Origin of the sequence: Halobellus sp. Atlit-38R, assembly GCF_003665925.1 — an archaeon.
In the GTDB taxonomy this organism is placed as follows: Archaea; Halobacteriota; Halobacteria; order Halobacteriales; family Haloferacaceae; genus Haloquadratum; species Haloquadratum inordinatus.
Window position 1 is genome coordinate 30,188 of the sequence record NZ_QXIJ01000014.1, and the last position, 16,768, is coordinate 46,955.

A 16,768-nucleotide genomic window follows, 5' to 3' on the forward strand; every position below is an offset into this window, starting at 1 on the left:
AGTTTGTGAACGTACCGTGACCCTCCGAACACGTACGATCGGGTGGTCGAGCGCGCTGACAGTCGCTCTCGCCGGCGTCGTCGTCGTCAGCGCCGGCATCGGTCCGGTGTCTATCCCGCCAGCCACGGTCGCGAAGATACTGCTCTCGGCGGACCCGTTTCCGTTCGTGTTCGACGCCGCAGACACCAGTCGGGTCATCGTACTCGACGTTCGGCTGCCGCGGATCATCCTCGCTGCGTTCGTCGGGTTCGCACTCGCGACGGCGGGCGTCGTGATGCAGGGCTTCTTCCGCAACCCGATGGCCGATCCCTCGATCGTCGGCGTCTCCTCGGGCGCGGCCGTCGGCGCGGTCGCGACTATCGTGCTTCCGTTCACGTTCCCGTTCGGCCTCGAACTACAGGGTGCAGCGTTCGTCTCTGCAATTCTCACCGCGTTCGGCGTCTACCTCATCGCCACGCGCGACGGCCACACACCGACGGCGACGCTTTTGCTCGCCGGCGTCGCTGTCCAGACGTTCCTCGGTGCGATGATCTCGCTGCTGCTCATCCACAGCGGCCAGAGCCTCCGCCGCGTCGTCTACTGGCTGATGGGCCACCTCGGGGGCACAACCTGGGACGACGTGCTCGTGATCGCCGTCATCCTGCCGCCGCTGTTCGTGCTCTTGCTGCTCTACGCACGGGATCTGAACGTACTTCTGCTCGGTGAGGAAGACGCCCACGCGCTCGGCATCGAAGTCGAGCGCACGAAGCGACTGCTGCTCGCGGCGTCGAGCGTCGTCACCGCGGCGGCCGTCGCCGTGACCGGCGTGATCGGCTTCGTCGGCCTCATCGTCCCACACGCGATGCGCCTGATCGTCGGCCCGGATCATCGCATCCTCCTCCCGACGAGCGCGCTCGCCGGAGCATCGTTCCTCGTGGCTACTGACACGCTCGCGCGCTCCGGTGCGACGGAGATCCCGGTCGGCATCGTGACGGCCGCTCTCGGGGCCCCGTTCTTCCTGTATCTCCTCCGCTCGCGGGAGGTGACACGACTATGAACGATCCAACCGGCTCTCACGACCAATCGACAGAAAGCCCGGCTGCGACGCCGGAAGAGCCGCTCGTCCGGGTCGACGACCTACAGATCGGATTCGGCGACACGACCGTGCTCGACGGACTGGATGTCGCCATCGACTCCGGCACGTTCGTGGGGCTCGTCGGGCCGAACGGGGCGGGCAAGACGACGCTGCTCCGGGCGCTCAACGGGACGCTCAGTCCGACCTCCGGAACCGTCCGCGTGGCCGACGAGTCGGTTCCCACCCTCTCCTCGAAGGCCGCCAGCCGACTCGTCGCGACCGTCCCCCAGGACACGACCGTCGCCTTCGAGTTCGATGCCCGTGCCGTCGTCGAGATGGGACGAAACCCACACCGGTCGCGCTTCGGCGGCTGGACAGCGGACGACACCGCGGCCGTCGAACGCGCCCTCGACCGAACAGACGCGCAGCGCTTCGCGGACCGGCCGGTGACGACGCTCTCTGGCGGCGAACGACAGCGCGTCCTGCTCGCGCGAGCGCTCGCACAGGAGACGCCACTCCTGCTTTTGGACGAGCCGACGGCGAGTCTCGACATCAACCACCAGGTGCGAACGCTCGAACTGGTGCGAGAGCTCGTTTCACAGAACAAAACAGCAATCGCGGCGATTCACGACCTCAACCTCGCGGCACACTACTGCGACGAACTGCTTCTCCTCTCGAACGGCCGCGTCGCCGCCTATGGTCCCCCCGAGTCGGTCCTGACGGAGACCGCGCTCGAAGCCGCCTTCGACGCCAACGCCGTCGTCTCACGGCACCCTGTAACGGGTTCGGTGTACGTCACAGCGCTGCCGGACGGCGATAGAGTCGCCGAAAGCGAGCCGAGCGCCGACGCTGACGAGCGGAGCGGTCGCGTCCACGTCGTCGGCGGGGGCGGAACGGCCGCACGCCACCTCTACGTGCTCGATGCGGCCGGCTTCGACGTCTCGGCAGGGGCGTTGAACGAGGGCGACACCGACACGGAGGCCGCTCGGAACCTCGCGCTCGACGTCGTGACAGTCGACCCGTTCGCCGGTGTCGGCCCGGAAGCCCGTGCAGCTGTCGAACGGCGGATCCAGGCGGCCGACTGCGTCGTCGTCGCCGACGTCGAAGTGGGGACGGGCAATCTCCCGAATCTCCGGGCCGCCACGGCCGCCGATCGCGTCGTCCTCGTCGAGGACCGCCCGTTCGCCGAGCGGAACTACGTCGGGGCCGAGGCAGAGCGAGTGTACGAGACGCTACGGGACCGCGCCCGTGTCGTCGATCCCGCAGACGTGCCCCGCGCGGTCGCTGCGGCACTCTCAGGCGACAGTGCGGACCACTTCGGCGTTGACTCCGACGACGACTCGGCGTCACGCGTCCAACCGGAGCCGGCGCGCGTGGCGGAGGAGTGGCCGCCGGACGACGTCGAGCCCTAATCCCCCACTTCGATCGTAGTCGATCGAGGTATAGTGACCAGATATGTAGACAAACTGTCTTATCCTCTCCGGTGTGAGTTGTTCCCATCGCCGAGCGTAATCGATAGACTGCTCACAGACGGCTCACCGTGAGATTAATTAGCAATGCGGCAGTAGTTCTGTATCCCCTTCGAGTGCGTCTCAGGAGAACCAACGTATCGGCTCGGTATTGTGTTCGCACACGGCCGACAGATTTTTTAGGCGCGCCTGATAACGTATGATTGAGAACGAGGCGGTGGTTCGGTTCTCACCGGCCTCCAGTACAACAAAATGAGTGACGCCCTTCACGCGCGCACGCGCGACAGCACAGAGGAGCAGGAGCGAAAGTGGCGCGACCACAACGCGGCGGCTGATGCGACCCGCTCCGAAGCGACGAAGCGATCGGAATCGACAGAGAGCGAAGACGAAACCCTCCACTGCCCCGAGTGTGGATCGACCGAGATCGTCACGGACGACGAGCGTGGCGAGACGGTCTGTGCGGACTGTGGCCTCGTCGTCGACGAGGACTCGATCGACCGCGGCCCCGAGTGGCGGGCCTTCGACAGCGCCGAGCGCGACGAGAAGTCCCGCGTCGGCGCGCCGACGACGAACCTGATGCACGACAAGGGGCTCTCGACCAACATCGGCTGGCAGAACAAGGACGCCTACGGCAACTCCCTGTCGTCGAATCAGCGCCAGAAGATGCAGCGGCTCCGCACCTGGAACGAGCGCTTCCGCACCCGCGACTCGAAAGAGCGCAATCTCAAGCAGGCGCTCGGCGAGATCGACCGAATGGCGTCGGCGCTCGGCCTCCCCGAGAACGTCCGGGAGACCGCGTCGGTCATCTACCGCCGCGCGCTCGACGAGGAGCTGCTCCCCGGCCGCTCCATCGAGGGAATCGCGACCGCATCACTGCACGCCGCCGCCCGAATGGCGCAGGTACCGCGGAGTATCGACGAAGTCGCGCGCGTTTCGCGCGTCGACGAGGACGAGTTCGAGCGGGCGTACCGCTACGTCGTCCGCGAACTCTCGCTGGAGATCCAGCCGGCAGACCCCGCCGAGTACGTCCCGCGGTTCGCCTCGGACCTCGACATCCCCAAAGAGACCGAGCGAACGGCCAACGAACTGCTGGAGAACGCGAAACGCGAGAACGTCCACTCCGGGAAGTCGCCGGTCGGCCTCGCAGCCGCCGCGCTCTACGCCGCAGCCCAGTTGACCAACGAGGAACTGACACAGGCGGACGTGAGTGACGTGACGGACATCTCGGAGGTCACGATCCGAAACCGCTACCAGGAGCTACTCGAAGCCTGGGATCTCGACTCGCCGTACGGCGGTCGCAGCAGCGCGGCCGAGGCCTGACATCCTCCTCTGTTCCCGCTGAAGTAGTTCTTTTCGGCGAGACGGTTTATCCGTCGACGACGACCACGCCCTTCATCCCGAGCGTCCGGTGTGGCGTGCAGTAGTATTTGACCACCCCTGACTCCTCGAAGGTCTGCGTGTAGGTGTGTCCCGACCCGTTCATCTGCTCGGAACTGAACGACCCGTCTTCGGCCACGACGTCGTGTGGGCCGCCGCGGCCGCTCCACTCCCAGACGACGGTGGTGCCGGTCGACACCCGAACGGCAGCGGGGCCGTAGCCCCAGTTGCCACCGTTGGCCTCGGCGCCGACAGCGATCGCGACCTCCGAATTTCCGGTTTCGTCGACGATTCCATCGTAGTTCGACGCATTCGAGAGATAGCCCTCGAAAGCGGGGGCCGACCCGGATCCGTCAGCGTCCGCATCATCGCTCGAACCACCCGCTTCGGAGGTGCCCGACGTACTGCCCCCAGAACAGCCGGCGAGACCGGCAGCGAGTGCCGCGGCCGCCCCGACGACCGTCCGACGCGAGAACTGCGTTCGTGCCATCGCTTGGGGTAGGGGTTTCACATAATAAGGAGCATCCATTCGTTCTCAATCTCCGAAAACGGGCAGAACCGGTTCGCCTATGCGGTTCTTCGCTCCGGCCGATGACTGACTCGACAGAGATGCGCGTGACCGAACCGCGGAGCGACGCGACTCCGGAGTGGGAAGTGTTCCTGCGCTCCGAAGAGAGCGAACCGCTACAGCACGTCGGGAGCGTCACGGCCCCGAGCGAGGCCGTCGCCCGCGAGCAGGCGGCGTCGCTGTTCGAGTGGACGGCGCACACGCTGTGGCTCTGTCGTGCGGACGACGTCGCGCGATTTACGAACCGTGACCTGGGCGAGACGCACGTCGACGACGCGAGGCCGGAAGCGTCGGTGCCGAACGCATCGACGCCCGACACGGGGGCAGACGTTCCGGGGGGTGCATCGCAGTGATCTCGATCAGCAAGCTCCTGTGCGACCTTGATGCGGAGGGTGATGGCCTCCGGTACGACGACGGAACGGACTCCTCACGCGAGCAGATCACCGAAGAGCGGACGACGAAGCCGGTCGTCGTCTGGAACGTCACGCGGCGCTGTAACCTCTACTGCGAGCACTGCTACGCCGGTGCGGACCTCGATGCCGCGTCGGGCGAACTGACGACGGCAGAGGGGAAACAGCTCCTCGACGAACTCGCGGACTACGGCGTGCCAGTCGTGCTGTTTTCGGGCGGGGAACCGCTCGTCCGCGACGACCTCGAAGAACTCGTCGCGTACGCCTCAGACGCCGGCATCCGCCCCGTCCTCTCGACGAACGGGACGCTCGCGACGCCGGAACGGGCCGCCGCGCTTCGCGAGGCGGGCCTGAAGTACGCAGGCGTCTCCGTCGACGGGATGCCCGAGCGCAACGACGCCTTCCGCGGGCAGGACGGCGCGTTCGACGCCGCCGTCCGCGGCATCGAGAACTTCCTCGACGCCGGGCTGAAGACCGGCCTCCGCTACACGATCACCGAGAAGAACGCGCCGGATATGGAGTCGGTCGTCGACCTCCTCTCGGACGTGGGTCTCGACCGATTCTGCTTCTATCACCTCGATTACGGCGGTCGCGGCGGCGAGATCGCCGACGCGGACCTCTCACCGACAGAGCGACGGGAGGCCGTCGAACGGCTCTGTGAGATGACGCTCGAGTACCACGACGAGGGCGAGGAGATCGAGACGCTCCTCGTCGGCAACTACGCCGACGCGGCGTTCCTCGTCGAGTACGCTCGCGATCAGTTCGGGGCGGCGAAGGCCGACGCTGTCCGGCGGTATCTCGAAGTCAACGGCGGCGATCCAACCGGCGAGCGCGTCGCCGACGTCGACTACCAGGGCAACGTCCACCTGACGCAGTTCTGGCAGGGCTACAGCCTCGGCAACGTCCGCGATCGGCCGTTCGGCGCGATCTGGGAGGACGAGTCGAACCCGCTGTTGGCCGCGCTGCGGAACCGCGAAGACCACCTCACAGGGAAGTGCGCCAACTGTCGCCATCAGGACGTCTGTCGCGGGGGCTCGCGACTCCGGGCGATCGCGGCCGACGGCGACGTGTTCGGCCCAGATCCGCAGTGTTACCTGACGCCGCAGGAGCGCCTCGGATCGGCGGCAGACGTGGGCGGCTCAGCGGCGGACTGATAGGAGTCATCGTGAGTCCTCAGGGCTTCTCGCCGGACGATCCGGTGAGAAGCTATGAACGGTTACGATAACCCCTATGATGCTGTCGGATACGAGTCCGGCAGTACGAGCGGGCCGGTAGCCGTGAAAAGACCCTGCACGACATACACGTTGTAGTCTGCGTTCTTCACGGGCGGAATTGGCTATTACGACCCGTCAAGACGACGATTCCCGGTAATTGGGAAGCGGATTCTGTTTATATGTCTTTTCGGCTCGTAGTAGAAATTGTAATGAGCCACTCACGCCCCACCCAACCGGTCGGAATCGACCCCCTCAAGATCGCCCTCGGCGTGTTCGTCCTCGTCGGCGTCGCCCTGACGGCTGTGGCGGCGTACGCACTGATCGACACGACGGCCGGCGGCATCAGCGCGCTTCCCCCGGAACTCGCGATGACGTTCATCTTCGGCGCAGCGCTGCTCGCCACCGGCGCTGCCGTCCGCCGAGTCATTCCCGCGCGGTAAAACGACTTTTCTGAAAAATCGCAAACGCTACGATAGTACGCCACCAGCCGCTGCTGACTCGTTCGTTCTGGGACAGCCAGCGTAAGCCTTAGGTCTCTCGTCGTGGTAACGAGTACCAAACAATGGAAGGTATCGACCCCGAATTCCCGGAGTGTTGTGCCACCTGCCCGCACCGCGATTCGTTCAAAGCGACCTGTACGCACGAGCTTCGACAGTCGGTCGTCTGGGAGGTCGACGGAACGCGCCCCTGTCCCGTCTACGCACACGAGAAGACGGACGCGATGCGGACGCTATCGAACTCGCTGTACGGACAGTAGCTCGGATTCTATCGTCCGAGCCCGAGCGTTCGCCAGAGTGCGGCGACTGTGAGGACGAACAGCGCGGTCGAGAGGTCGTAAGCGTACGCGCCCGTCGTCGCGCCGACGATCGCTGTCGACGCACCGCCGACGAACCCCGAGAGCACCGCCGCGATCACGGGACCGACGCAGCTCACACACGTCACGAGCCCGACCAGTCCCGAGAGCACTCCTGCTGCGGCACGAGCGACTCCCACGTATACGAGAACCGAAAGCGACAGGTAGCCGATGGTCTCGAACGGAACGAGCGCGAGCGAGATCGGCCCATCGACGAGCAGGACGGGTCCCCAGCCGGGGAACGCCGGGACGAGCCGCGCCGATAGCGCACCACCGGAGCCGGCGCCGATCAGTCCGCTCGTCCACCCGAGAACGACGAGGTAGCCGACCGCGACGCCCCCGGCTATGGCGGACCGGCGGGTCGTCGGCGCGGGGACGTCGACGGCGCGGACGGCGAGGATAGCGACGTTGACCCAGACGAATGGGTACGCCGCGTGGCGAACCGAGAGTATCGCCGACCCGGTCGCGAGCACGTACCCCGCGACGAGCGCGAGTTCGACTGCCAGTAAGAGTCCGAGGAGGCGAATCGTCCGCAGTGCTGGTCGCGGGAGCGAACGTCCGAGCGTTGGGGTCGTGGGCATCGTGTGTCGGGGACGAACGTGTGTTCGTATCGGAGTTGGTCGGCGGAAAAGATGCTCGTCGCCGGGACGGCTCGTGCGCTGGCTACGGCGTCGCCGCGCCTTCCTCGTCGTCCGGCGAGAGCCGGCCGAGGACGTAGACGGCGATGAGAATCGCCAGGAGCAGGATCTCGAAGACGACGACAGCGATGAACGGCAGGTCGATGCCGAAGAACCCGAACACGGTCCGGAGTTCGACCGCGACCGGGATGGTGAACGCCGCGAGCACTAAGAACAGTGCGGGAGAGATCCGCCGCATCAGCGGCTCACCTCCTGCAGACCGTCGACGACCGCATCGACCGGCGCGACGCCGGCGAGAGAGTCGAGCGAGACGTTCGTGACCGCGGCGACGGTGGCGTCGACGAGCCACTCCAGCGAGAAGGCGACCGGGAAGCCTCGGCTCCCACCGAAGAGACCGGCGTCGCTGATGATCCCCGCGAGCGGCAGCGTGTACGCGAGAATCACGAGGACGACCGCGATCCCGGTCCACAGCGCGAGGTTGTCGAGGACGAGCGGTGCCCCGCTCGACGAGGAGAGTGGCTCCGGAATGGTGTCGTCGACCGGCGTGTCGACGCGGTCGTCAGCCCACGTCGCGGCGACGTTGAACAGGAAGATCACGACGCTGACGAACAGCAGCACGCCACCGAGCGCGATCTGCATCCGGATCTCGCTGATGCTACCCACCGCAGCGACGAAGTCGAAGTTCTGATACTGCGGTTCGGCCGTTCGGCGCGGGATGCCGAGCAGGCCGCCGCGGTGCATCGCGTTCGACATAAAGACCATCCCGACGAACCAGGTGATGACCTGAAGCAGCCCGATCGGGCGGCTGTACACCGGCTTTCCGGTGAGTTGCGGCAGCAGCCAGTAGGTCCCGGCCATCATCGTCAGCGCCACGGCGGTCCCCACGGTCATGTGGAAGTGTCCGGGGACCCACAGCGTGTTGTGAACGAGGTAGTTGATGTTCATCCCGGCGTTGATCATCCCCGAGAAGCCGCCGGCCGCGAACATCAGTCCGGCGAGCGCCATTCCTGCGAACGCGGGGTCACGCCACGGGAGCGCGCCGAGCCATCGCAGGTAGCCCTCGCCACCGCGCTGTCGTGCCCCGTGTTCGACGCTCGCGACGACGGTGAACGCCGTCAGGAGCGACGGGAGCAGGAGGAACATCGTGTTCGTCATCGCGATGAACTTGAAGCCCTCCGCGATGCCGGGGTCGAGGTACTGGTGGTGGATCCCGACCGGCGTCGACAGCAGAACGAACAGCACGAAGACGACACGGGCGAGCGGGTCACTGAACAGTCGACCGCCGGCGAGCTTCGGCAGCACCGTGTACCACAGCAGGTACGCTGGCATCAGCCAGAAGTACACGACCGGGTGGCCGAAGTACCAGAACAGCGTCCGCGTGAGGAGCGGATTGACCGTGTCGATGATCCCGAGCGACCACGGGATGAGGAAGACGACGACGGAGACGGCGACTCCGAGCGTCGAGACGAACCACATAATCATCGTCGTCAGGACCATAAACGCCTGCAGCGGGATCCGCTCGTCGGGGTTGTCCTGCCGCCAGCCGCGGTAGGCCAGGAACCAGTCCGCCCCGGCAATCCACGTGCCGACGATGAACATCGCGGTTCCGATGTAAAACACCGGGTGCGCCTGCAGCGGCGCGTAGAACGTGTACAGGACGTCCGCGCTCATCGGGATCTCGGGAACGAAGCCCGCGAGGATCGCGATCGTCGCGAGCACCGCGCCTGTCGTCATCAGGCCGACCCACGCCCACGTCAGGCGGATGTCGGGGACCGGCCGATCGAAGCCCTTGACGATCGCCCACGTGAACAACCCGACCAGGAAGAAGATCGTGAACCACAGCGCGAGCAGGACGCCGTGTCCTGTCAGGACGGTGTAATAGTCGACCGAGTCGATGACCCGGAGGACGTTCGTCCGATGCAGTGCCTGGATCAGCCCGAAGAACGCCCCGATCCCGAGCGAGATGAACGAGACCACGAGCGTCGCCTGGACGACTTTCGCTTCCTCTGGATACTTATCTACGAACGTAGCCATCTCAGTTCACCACCATCGTCTCGTTCCATTCGCTCTGCGGGACGACCTGGATACTGCCCTCCATCGCGTGGTGAGCAGAGCCACAGTACTCGTTGCAGAGCAGTCCGTACTTCCGCGGTTCGTTGAACTCGACGGTCATCGTCGAGACCTGTCCGGGAACCGCCATCGTGTTCGCGTTCGTGCCGACGATCTCGTAGCCGTGGATCACGTCGGCCGAGGTCACGTGGAACGTCACCCTGGAGTTCGCCGGAACCCGTATCGGCTCGGAGGTTCCGGGCTCGTAGAGGAACTGTTTCGCGATCACGTAGACGTCGTACTCGTTCGGTCCGGTCTTGTAGGTCCCCGGCTCGCTGAACTTCGGATGCTCGTCGAGCGCCGCCGAGTCCACCTGGCCCCCTTCGTCGTTGATCATCTCGATGCCGGCCCCGACCGCGCCGTACGAGACGGTCGCGATGAAGCCGACGATGAGAAGCAGTGCCCCCGCAAGCCAGATTTTTTCGTATCTGTGTATCTCCATAGTGTCACCCGATAACCGTCAGATCGCCGCCGAGGAACTCGACGAAGTACATAAATATCCACATCGCGCCGACGATAACCATATAGATCGCGATGAGGACGAGTGTCCCCACAGGGTCGAAGTCGTCGTGCCCGAGTTGCCTGACGACGCCTGATCGCCCCGACCCGATGACGAACCCCTCGTCGTCGATGGATTCCGTGTCCGGTACCGGAGTTCCCGTCTCTCCGGTGCCATCTCCGGCAGGAGTCGCCACCTCGCCCGTCTCAGTATTCGATTCCGCTGGCATATCGAAGCGTATCGACCGTACGTTCTTGAACGAGGCGTCAGATTCCTACACCGTGGGAATCGCCGAAATGTGGAATCAAACCGATCCAGAAGGTCGAGTATGGAACTCACGCCGCGACTCGCAGGAATGATCGGCCTGTTGTCGATCCTGCCGGTGATCGCGTTCGGCATCTTCCGGACGTGGTGGGCCGGTCTCATCACTCTCGTCAACGTCATCGTCATCTCGATCGCGCTGTATCTCCTGTTTTCTCCGACGGAAGGGGAGGAACACGGCGGCCACGGCGAGAACGGGGCCGGTGCGGCGGGCGACGAGGCGCTCTGATCGGTCGTGCTCTCACCGCCGGCTGTGTCGCTCCCGCCGGTCGCCGGAACGTTACTCTCTGCTGTCGGCGTCGGCGAGGTGTCGGCATCAAACGTCGAGGCCGGCGTCTTCCTCGTGATCGGCGCACTCGGCGGCGCACACTGTCTGGGGATGTGTGGGCCGCTGGTGAGCGTCTACGCCGACCGGATCGAAGCGACAGACGACAGCGACGTCGGTCTCTCGCTCCGTCAGGTCCGCCAGCACGCCCTGTTCAATCTCGGACGGGCGGGCGGCTACGCGATCGTGGGTGCCGTTCTCGCTCTCGTCGGCGCACTCACCGTCGGCGCGGCCGAGTCCGTCGTCTCGATCGGCAACAGCATCCGCGCGGCGACCGGGATCCTCGTCGGCGCACTGATTATGACGACCGGCGCGTCGTACCTGCGCGGTGGTGCTGGGGCGACGGTGCGGTTGCCCGGGCGACTCACCGCGGTGTTCTCCCGGGTCAGCACCGCGCTCACGAGCCGCGTCGACGCGCTCGTCGGTGACGCTCGAATCGCAGGGCTCGGCTTTGGACACGCCTTTCTGCCGTGTCCGATCACCTACCCCGCCTACCTCTACGCGTTCGTGATCGGCGACCCACTGCGGGCGGCATTCCTCCTCTCGTTGCTCGGACTGGGGACGATCCCGACGCTGTTCGTCTACGGCACGGCGCTGGGAACGCTGTCGACCGGCCGTCGTCGCACGCTGCATCGGGTGCTCGGCGCGGCGTTTCTCCTCCTCGGGTACTTACCGCTGGCGCACGGACTGATGCTCGTCGGGATCCACCTCCCGCATCCGATGATACCGGTCTATCAACCGCTTGGGTAACACGATGACTGACAGAACCGACACCGACGTGTGTTCGCTGTGTGATCTGCCGACGCCCGATCCGCCCATCACCGACGACGAAGTCGAGGGCGCGTACTGCTGCCGCGGGTGTCTGGAAGTCGCTCGGGCGCTCGGCGGCCCCGACAACGCGGCCGACGCTGACATCGAATCCGAACTCGGCGTAGGGACGGACACCAGCGAGGTTGACCCGCCGGACGACGCCGAGCAGACGTACCTCTCGGTCGACGGGATGCACTGTGCGACCTGCGAGACGTTCATCGAATCCACCGCTGCGAACGACGAGGGAATCTACGCGGCGGAGGCGTCCTACGCGACGGATATGCTCTCGGTCACGTACGATCCTGAGCAGACAGACGTCGACGATCTGGGAGCGCTCTTGCACCGCTACGGCTACGACGTGGACGACCCAGAGGCGACCGACGAGGAAGAGCGATCCGGGCTCGCGACGTTCCTCATCGGTGGCGGCGTCTTCGGAATGATGGTGATGGTCTGGTACGCCGTCTTCCTGTATCCGACCTACCTCGGCTTCCAGCCGCTCGTCGACCTCGGCGGCTTCGACGGGCTCTACGTCCTCGGCAACGTCTGGGTGATGTCTTCGATCGTCCTCTTTTACACCGGGTACCCGCTGCTCCGCGGCGCGTACGTCAGCCTCCGCGCTGGCCAGCCGAATATGGACCTGCTCGTCGCGCTCGCGGCCGTCTCCGCGTACGTCTTCAGTATGGGTATGATGCTCGCCGGCCGCACACACGTCTACTTCGACGTGAGTGTCGCCATCGTACTCGTGGTCACCGTCGGCAACTACTACGAGGACCGGATCAAACAGCGCGCCGCGAGTCGGTTGACGGACCTGACGAGCGCCCGCGTCAGCGACGCGACGCGGCTCACGGCCGACGGGGGGACCGAGACCGTTCCCGTCGACGAACTCGACGCTGGAGACAAGGTCCTCGTGCGACCGGGCGACCGGGTCCCCGTCGACGGCGTCGTCGTCGATGGCAGCGCAGCGATCGACGAATCGCTCGTCACCGGAGAGTCGCTGCCGGACCGTCGCGGCCCCGGCGACGACGTCCTCGGCGGCACCGTCGTCACCGACGATCCGATCACGGTCGAAGTGGGCGAAGCGGCAACGAGCACGCTCGATCGCTTGGTCGAACTCCTCTGGGAGATCCAGTCCTCGCGCTCGGGCGCCCAGCGGCTCGCGGACAAACTGGCGACGGTGTTCGTTCCGCTCGTCCTCACGCTCGCCGTGCTGACGACGGTCGGGTTCGCGCTCACCGGAACCCCCCTCACCCAGTCGATCCTCACTGGATTGACGGTGCTCGTCGTCTCCTGTCCGTGTGCGCTCGGCCTCGCGACGCCGCTCGCCGTCGCGGCGGGCGTTCGCGACGCGGCCGAGGCGGGCGTCGTCGTCGCCTCCGACTCCGTCTTCGAGGACGCGCCCGACGCCGACGTCGTGGTCTTCGACAAGACCGGGACGCTGACCGACGGCCGGATGCGCGTCGTCGACGCGTACGTCCACGGCGACGACACGGACGGTGGGGGCCGCGTCCCGCCGACAGCAGCAGACGGCGGCGAGGTTCGATACGCGTCGGACGAGACGGCGGCGCGCGCGCTGGCTCTCGCCGCCGCGGTCGAACGCTACGCCTCCCATCCGATCGCGCAGGCCGTCGTCGACGCCGGTCCCGACGCGCTCCCGGACGTGACTGACCCGAGCACGCATCCGAAAGGCGTGACGGGGACGGTCGACCTGACAGACGGTACAACGAGCGGCGACGGCACCGACGGATCCACGACGGTCGTCGTCGGCCACTCGGAACTGCTCTCCGAGCACGGAATCACGATTCCCGACGCGCTTTTCGACGCCGCAGAGACGAGTCGGGCCGACGGTCGCGTCCCGACGTTCGTCGCCTGGGACGGCCGCGCGCGGGCCGTTCTCGACGTGGGCGACGCGCCCCGCGCCGAGTGGGAGTCGGTCGTCGACGACTTCGGCGCGGACCGCGAGATCGTCGTGCTCACTGGGGACGACGAGCGCGCCGCCGAACGGTTCCGTCGACACGCCGCGGTCGACGAGGTGTTCGCGGGCGTGCCGCCCGAGGCGAAAGCCGAGACGGTACAGCGGCTCCGCTCGCGCGGGACCGTCGCGATGGTCGGCGACGGTTCGAACGACGCGCCGGCGCTCGCGAGCGCCGACGTCGGAATCGCACTCGGCTCCGGGACCGACCTCGCCGGCAGCGCGGCGGACGCGGTGATCGTCGAGGAAGGACTGCACGCGGTGCCGGCAGTCTTCGACGTCGCGAGCGGGACGCACCGACGGATCCGGGAGAACCTCGGTTGGGCGTTCGTCTACAATCTGGTCGCGGTCCCGCTCGCGATCGCGGGCGTGCTCAATCCGCTCTTGGCGGCCGTCGCGATGGGTGCGAGCAGCCTTCTGGTCGTCACCAACTCCTCGCGTTCGATCGCGGACCTGGACTCCGGGACGGAGACGGATGAACGGTCGGTGCCGACGTCCGCCACCGACGGGCGGCCAGCAGCGGGCACGGGTCCCGAATCGGGAGTTACAAGTTCGGAGCCCCCTACCGTCGAGTGACCGTAATGACCGACGAGGGACGCTCCGGCGGCGCCGACGACGCAGGCGCGGACCCGTTCGACGTCGAACTGCCGCCCGGGTGGTCGGCGCAGCGACGCGACGGGACGACGGCCTACCAGAACGGATCGGGCGATCACCGCGTCCGAATCGTCGAATTCTCGAAGGGCCTGTCGCTCTACTGGTGGGTCGACGTCTACGTCTACGACGAGGAGTGGGAACACCGCGAAGTCGGTCTCGGCGACAGCTACACCGATCCCGAGGACGCCGCCTCGGCAGTCGAAACCTACATCGAACGCGTCGCACAAGGCGGCACGACCGAGACGAGCGACACCGGGGCCGACGTCGACGGTCCCGATTTCGAAGCAGCGTCGACCGCGGAGCGTCTCGAAGACTTCGATCCGACGAACCGATCTCCTGAGAAGTGACTGACGAGGGCCGGATTTTTCTCCGCACCCGACGAACGGCCACCTATGAGCCAGCACGCGGCTGTCGACGTCGACCGAATCCTCGTCCCGACTGACGGGAGCGAGGGCGCGACGTCGGCGCTCGATCACGCGGTCACGATCGCGACGGAGACGGACGCGACGATCCACCTCCTGGCCGTCGTCGATCCGTACGGACTGTCGAGCGTCACGGAGCGGCGCGAAGTCGAAGCGGAACTCGAAGCGGTCGTCGCCGACGCCGCCGAGCGGGTCCGCAACGCCGGTATCACGGCCGAAACGGCAGTCGAGGCGGGCTTTCCTCACAAGGAGATCCTGAACGCGGTCGAAGACTACGGCGTAGATCTGATCGCGATGGGGACGCACGGCCGGACCGGACTGGATCGCTACGTCCTGGGGAGCGTCGCCGAAAAAGTCGTTCGCCTCTCGCCTGTCCCGGTGCTCACGGTCCGCGTCGGCGCCGCGGGTGAGCGCCCGTACCGCGACGTCGTCCTGCCGACGGACGGCAGCGACGCCGCAGCACCCGCCGAGCGATGGGGAGTCGATCTCGCCAGCCAGTTCGACGCGACCGTCCGGGCGCTGTCGGTCGTCCCACGGGGCCGGATCCGATCGAGCGAGACGGAAGCGGCCTACGAGGAGGCCGCACAGAAAGCGCTCGACCGCGTCAGCGAGCGCGGGACGGCGGCGGGGGTGGCCGTCCAGACGACGCTCGAACACGGCGTACCGCACCGATCGATCCTCGAATACTGCGACGACACCGACGCTGATCTCGTCGTACTCGGGACTCACGGCCGCACCGGCGTCGAGCGGTTCGTCCTTGGGAGTGTCGCAGAGAAGGTCGTTCGTCTCTCGGAGACGCCCGTCCTCGTCGTCCCCGCGTAGCGTCGCTATCGGGTGAGAGCGGCAGTCCACAGACGTAGCGCTCCCGTCTTCGTCTCCCGCCTCGCTCGCGTCGAAACGTCACGCTTACTCCGGTCGCTCGCCACCCTCGGGTAATGACCGTTCCGTGCGTCCGCGTGCCGACGAGCGAGGGCGAGGAGACCCGTCAGGCGCTCGCGGACCGCGACCTCATCGATCGCGAGCGCGAGATCACGGTCGAGTCGGGGTCGCTCTACATCCCCGTCACCGACGCGGCCGCGGTCCCGGCCGCGTACGACGTGGTCGATCACGACGCCCCCGCGCGGGAGACGCAGACGACCCCCGCGGAGGTGCTCGGTTTCGAACCCTCCTACGAGCGCCTCGGCGACGTCGTCATCCTCGACGAGGGCGACGCCGACCGCGCCCGCCGGATCGCCGACGCCATCGTCGAATCGGATCTCCGCGCGCGGACGGTGGTCAATCGCGCCTCGAAAGTCAAGGGCGAACTCCGGGTGCGCGAGTGGGACGTCCTCGTGGGCGAGTCGACCGAGACCGTCCACCGAGAGTACGGCTACGAGTTCGCACTCGACATCGCCGAGGTCTACTTCTCACCGCGCCTCGCGACCGAGCGCCACCGCGTGATCTCCCAGGTCGGCGCCGGCGAGCGCGTGATCGATATGTTCGCCGGCGTCGGCCCGTTCGCGGTCCCGATGGCCGGCCGCGACGCGGACGTCGTCGCCTGCGATCTCAACCCCGTCGCCGTCGAGTATCTCCGGGAGAACGCCCGCCGCAACGGCGTCGAAGAACACGTGACGGCGATTCAGGGGGACGTCCGCGATCTCGCCGCCGACTACGCTGGCTGGGCCGATCGGCTCGTGATGAACCTCCCGCACAGCGCCGGCGACTTCCTCGAGACGGCGGTGGAACTCGCAGGCGAGGGGTGTCTGCTCCACTACTACGACATCCAGCACGAGGACGATCCGTTCGGCCCGGGAATCCGGGCGATCAGAGAGGCCGCGGCGGCCGCCGACCCGGCGTACGACGTCGCGGTCGAAACCGAGCACGTCGTCCGCTCGTACGCGCCACACGAGTACAACGTCTGTCTCGACGTTCGGCTCACGTCGCGGTGATTCGGAAGCCTTTTCTTACTCATCGCAGTACGGTCGAGTGCGTCTGAACGACCGCGCCGGTGTAGCTCAGCTGGCAGAGCGATTCCTTCGTAAGGAATAGGCCGAGGGTTCAAATCCCTCCACCGGCTTCTTTCTGCCGCACGTCACT

The 16,768-nt window shown here is 66.5% G+C and carries 19 protein-coding genes and 1 tRNA gene; 14 read left to right on the forward strand and 6 right to left on the reverse strand.

The window, feature by feature from the left end:
• The first annotated feature begins 16 nt into the window (after positions 1–16).
• The 3 genes from btuC (at position 17) to D3D02_RS15265 (ending at position 3,843) form a co-directional block, all read left to right on the forward strand.
• Positions 17–1,036 (forward strand): vitamin B12 ABC transporter permease BtuC, encoded by a 1,020-nt coding sequence (gene btuC / locus D3D02_RS15255; RefSeq protein WP_121570855.1) that lies wholly within the window; start codon positions 17–19, stop codon positions 1,034–1,036.
• Positions 1,033–2,466 (forward strand): heme ABC transporter ATP-binding protein, encoded by a 1,434-nt coding sequence (locus tag D3D02_RS15260; protein WP_121570856.1) that lies wholly within the window; start codon positions 1,033–1,035, stop codon positions 2,464–2,466. The genes btuC and D3D02_RS15260 overlap by 4 nt, the downstream gene beginning before the upstream one ends.
• A 309-nt stretch (positions 2,467–2,775) precedes the next feature.
• On the forward strand, positions 2,776–3,843 hold the full coding sequence (locus D3D02_RS15265; protein ID WP_121570857.1) for a transcription initiation factor IIB family protein: 1,068 nt from the start codon (positions 2,776–2,778) through the stop codon (positions 3,841–3,843).
• Positions 3,844–3,889: 46 nt separating this feature from the next.
• Here D3D02_RS15265 and D3D02_RS15270 read toward each other — a convergent pair whose 3' ends face one another.
• On the reverse strand, positions 3,890–4,390 hold the full coding sequence (locus D3D02_RS15270; protein WP_121570858.1) for a halocyanin domain-containing protein: 501 nt from the start codon (positions 4,388–4,390) through the stop codon (positions 3,890–3,892).
• A 101-nt stretch (positions 4,391–4,491) separates the two neighbouring features.
• Here D3D02_RS15270 and D3D02_RS15275 point away from each other — a divergent pair, with 101 nt between their 5' ends.
• The 4 genes from D3D02_RS15275 to D3D02_RS15290 all read left to right on the forward strand — a co-directional run bounded on the left by D3D02_RS15275 (position 4,492) and on the right by D3D02_RS15290 (position 6,849).
• Positions 4,492–4,821, forward strand: coding sequence for an Htur_1727 family rSAM-partnered candidate RiPP (locus tag D3D02_RS15275; RefSeq protein ID WP_121570859.1), 330 nt, complete (start codon positions 4,492–4,494; stop codon positions 4,819–4,821).
• On the forward strand, positions 4,818–6,032 hold the full coding sequence (locus D3D02_RS15280; RefSeq protein ID WP_121570860.1) for a TIGR04347 family pseudo-SAM/SPASM protein: 1,215 nt from the start codon (positions 4,818–4,820) through the stop codon (positions 6,030–6,032). The genes D3D02_RS15275 and D3D02_RS15280 overlap by 4 nt, the downstream gene beginning before the upstream one ends.
• 269 nt (positions 6,033–6,301) lie before the next feature.
• On the forward strand, positions 6,302–6,532 hold the full coding sequence (locus D3D02_RS15285; protein ID WP_121570861.1) for a hypothetical protein: 231 nt from the start codon (positions 6,302–6,304) through the stop codon (positions 6,530–6,532).
• A gap of 122 nt (positions 6,533–6,654) precedes the next feature.
• A complete protein-coding gene (locus D3D02_RS15290) occupies positions 6,655–6,849 on the forward strand; it encodes a hypothetical protein (protein WP_121570862.1) in 195 nt (64 codons plus the stop codon).
• A gap of 8 nt (positions 6,850–6,857) precedes the next feature.
• On the opposite strand, the gene D3D02_RS15295 is transcribed toward D3D02_RS15290, so the two are convergent.
• From D3D02_RS15295 to D3D02_RS15315, 5 genes are all read right to left on the reverse strand, one after another.
• Positions 6,858–7,526 (reverse strand): hypothetical protein, encoded by a 669-nt coding sequence (locus tag D3D02_RS15295; protein WP_121570863.1) that lies wholly within the window; start codon positions 7,524–7,526, stop codon positions 6,858–6,860.
• 82 nt (positions 7,527–7,608) lie between these two features.
• Positions 7,609–7,821 carry a CbaC protein gene (locus tag D3D02_RS15300; RefSeq protein WP_121570864.1) on the reverse strand — a complete coding sequence of 71 codons (213 nt, stop codon included), beginning with the start codon at positions 7,819–7,821 and terminating at the stop codon, positions 7,609–7,611.
• Positions 7,821–9,617 (reverse strand): b(o/a)3-type cytochrome-c oxidase subunit 1, encoded by a 1,797-nt coding sequence (locus D3D02_RS15305; protein WP_121570865.1) that lies wholly within the window; start codon positions 9,615–9,617, stop codon positions 7,821–7,823. Before D3D02_RS15305 ends, D3D02_RS15300 begins: the two co-directional genes overlap by 1 nt.
• 1 nt (position 9,618) lies before the next feature.
• On the reverse strand, positions 9,619–10,134 hold the full coding sequence (locus D3D02_RS15310) for a cytochrome c oxidase subunit II (protein ID WP_121570866.1): 516 nt from the start codon (positions 10,132–10,134) through the stop codon (positions 9,619–9,621).
• Positions 10,135–10,138: 4 nt separating this feature from the next.
• On the reverse strand, positions 10,139–10,420 hold the full coding sequence (locus tag D3D02_RS15315) for a ba3-type terminal oxidase subunit CbaD (RefSeq protein WP_199723121.1): 282 nt from the start codon (positions 10,418–10,420) through the stop codon (positions 10,139–10,141).
• Positions 10,421–10,519: 99 nt separating this feature from the next.
• Here D3D02_RS15315 and D3D02_RS15320 point away from each other — a divergent pair, with 99 nt between their 5' ends.
• The 7 genes from D3D02_RS15320 (at position 10,520) to D3D02_RS15350 (ending at position 16,748) form a co-directional block, all read left to right on the forward strand.
• Positions 10,520–10,741, forward strand: coding sequence for a hypothetical protein (locus D3D02_RS15320; protein ID WP_121570867.1), 222 nt, complete (start codon positions 10,520–10,522; stop codon positions 10,739–10,741).
• 78 nt (positions 10,742–10,819) lie between these two features.
• A complete protein-coding gene (locus tag D3D02_RS15325; RefSeq protein WP_342764627.1) occupies positions 10,820–11,587 on the forward strand; it encodes a sulfite exporter TauE/SafE family protein in 768 nt (255 codons plus the stop codon).
• Between the two features lie 4 nt (positions 11,588–11,591).
• Entirely contained in the window at positions 11,592–14,192 is a 2,601-nt protein-coding gene (locus tag D3D02_RS15330; protein ID WP_121570869.1) for a cation-translocating P-type ATPase, read from the forward strand.
• A 5-nt stretch (positions 14,193–14,197) separates the two neighbouring features.
• Complete coding sequence (locus D3D02_RS15335) at positions 14,198–14,617, forward strand: hypothetical protein (protein ID WP_121570870.1); 420 nt, start codon at positions 14,198–14,200, stop codon at positions 14,615–14,617.
• Between the two features lie 45 nt (positions 14,618–14,662).
• The gene (locus D3D02_RS15340) at positions 14,663–15,514 is read left to right on the forward strand and encodes a universal stress protein (protein ID WP_121570871.1); all 852 of its coding nucleotides are present in this window, start codon (positions 14,663–14,665) and stop codon (positions 15,512–15,514) included.
• A 113-nt stretch (positions 15,515–15,627) separates the two neighbouring features.
• Positions 15,628–16,620: a class I SAM-dependent methyltransferase family protein gene (locus D3D02_RS15345; protein WP_121570872.1), complete on the forward strand. Its 993-nt coding sequence runs from the start codon at positions 15,628–15,630 to the stop codon at positions 16,618–16,620.
• 55 nt (positions 16,621–16,675) lie between these two features.
• Positions 16,676–16,748, forward strand: a tRNA-Thr gene (locus tag D3D02_RS15350).
• The last annotated feature ends 20 nt before the right edge of the window (positions 16,749–16,768 follow it).

Bases quoted from the DNA above. Each gene is read 5' to 3' on its own strand.
- D3D02_RS15285 (WP_121570861.1), top strand. From the start codon at position 6,302: ATGAGCCACTCACGCCCCACCCAACCGGTCGGAATCGACCCCCTCAAG.
- D3D02_RS15300 (WP_121570864.1), bottom strand. From the start codon at position 7,821: ATGCGGCGGATCTCTCCCGCACTGTTCTTAGTGCTCGCGGCGTTCACC.
- D3D02_RS15315 (WP_199723121.1), bottom strand. From the start codon at position 10,420: ATGCCAGCGGAATCGAATACTGAGACGGGCGAGGTGGCGACTCCTGCC.
- D3D02_RS15270 (WP_121570858.1), bottom strand. From the start codon at position 4,390: ATGGCACGAACGCAGTTCTCGCGTCGGACGGTCGTCGGGGCGGCCGCG.
- D3D02_RS15335 (WP_121570870.1), top strand. From the start codon at position 14,198: ATGACCGACGAGGGACGCTCCGGCGGCGCCGACGACGCAGGCGCGGAC.
- D3D02_RS15345 (WP_121570872.1), top strand. From the start codon at position 15,628: ATGACCGTTCCGTGCGTCCGCGTGCCGACGAGCGAGGGCGAGGAGACC.
- D3D02_RS15295 (WP_121570863.1), bottom strand. From the start codon at position 7,526: ATGCCCACGACCCCAACGCTCGGACGTTCGCTCCCGCGACCAGCACTG.
- D3D02_RS15265 (WP_121570857.1), top strand. From the start codon at position 2,776: ATGAGTGACGCCCTTCACGCGCGCACGCGCGACAGCACAGAGGAGCAG.
- D3D02_RS15320 (WP_121570867.1), top strand. From the start codon at position 10,520: ATGGAACTCACGCCGCGACTCGCAGGAATGATCGGCCTGTTGTCGATC.
- D3D02_RS15340 (WP_121570871.1), top strand. From the start codon at position 14,663: ATGAGCCAGCACGCGGCTGTCGACGTCGACCGAATCCTCGTCCCGACT.
- D3D02_RS15290 (WP_121570862.1), top strand. From the start codon at position 6,655: ATGGAAGGTATCGACCCCGAATTCCCGGAGTGTTGTGCCACCTGCCCG.
- D3D02_RS15305 (WP_121570865.1), bottom strand. From the start codon at position 9,617: ATGGCTACGTTCGTAGATAAGTATCCAGAGGAAGCGAAAGTCGTCCAG.
- D3D02_RS15310 (WP_121570866.1), bottom strand. From the start codon at position 10,134: ATGGAGATACACAGATACGAAAAAATCTGGCTTGCGGGGGCACTGCTT.
- D3D02_RS15260 (WP_121570856.1), top strand. From the start codon at position 1,033: ATGAACGATCCAACCGGCTCTCACGACCAATCGACAGAAAGCCCGGCT.
- D3D02_RS15330 (WP_121570869.1), top strand. From the start codon at position 11,592: ATGACTGACAGAACCGACACCGACGTGTGTTCGCTGTGTGATCTGCCG.
- D3D02_RS15275 (WP_121570859.1), top strand. From the start codon at position 4,492: ATGACTGACTCGACAGAGATGCGCGTGACCGAACCGCGGAGCGACGCG.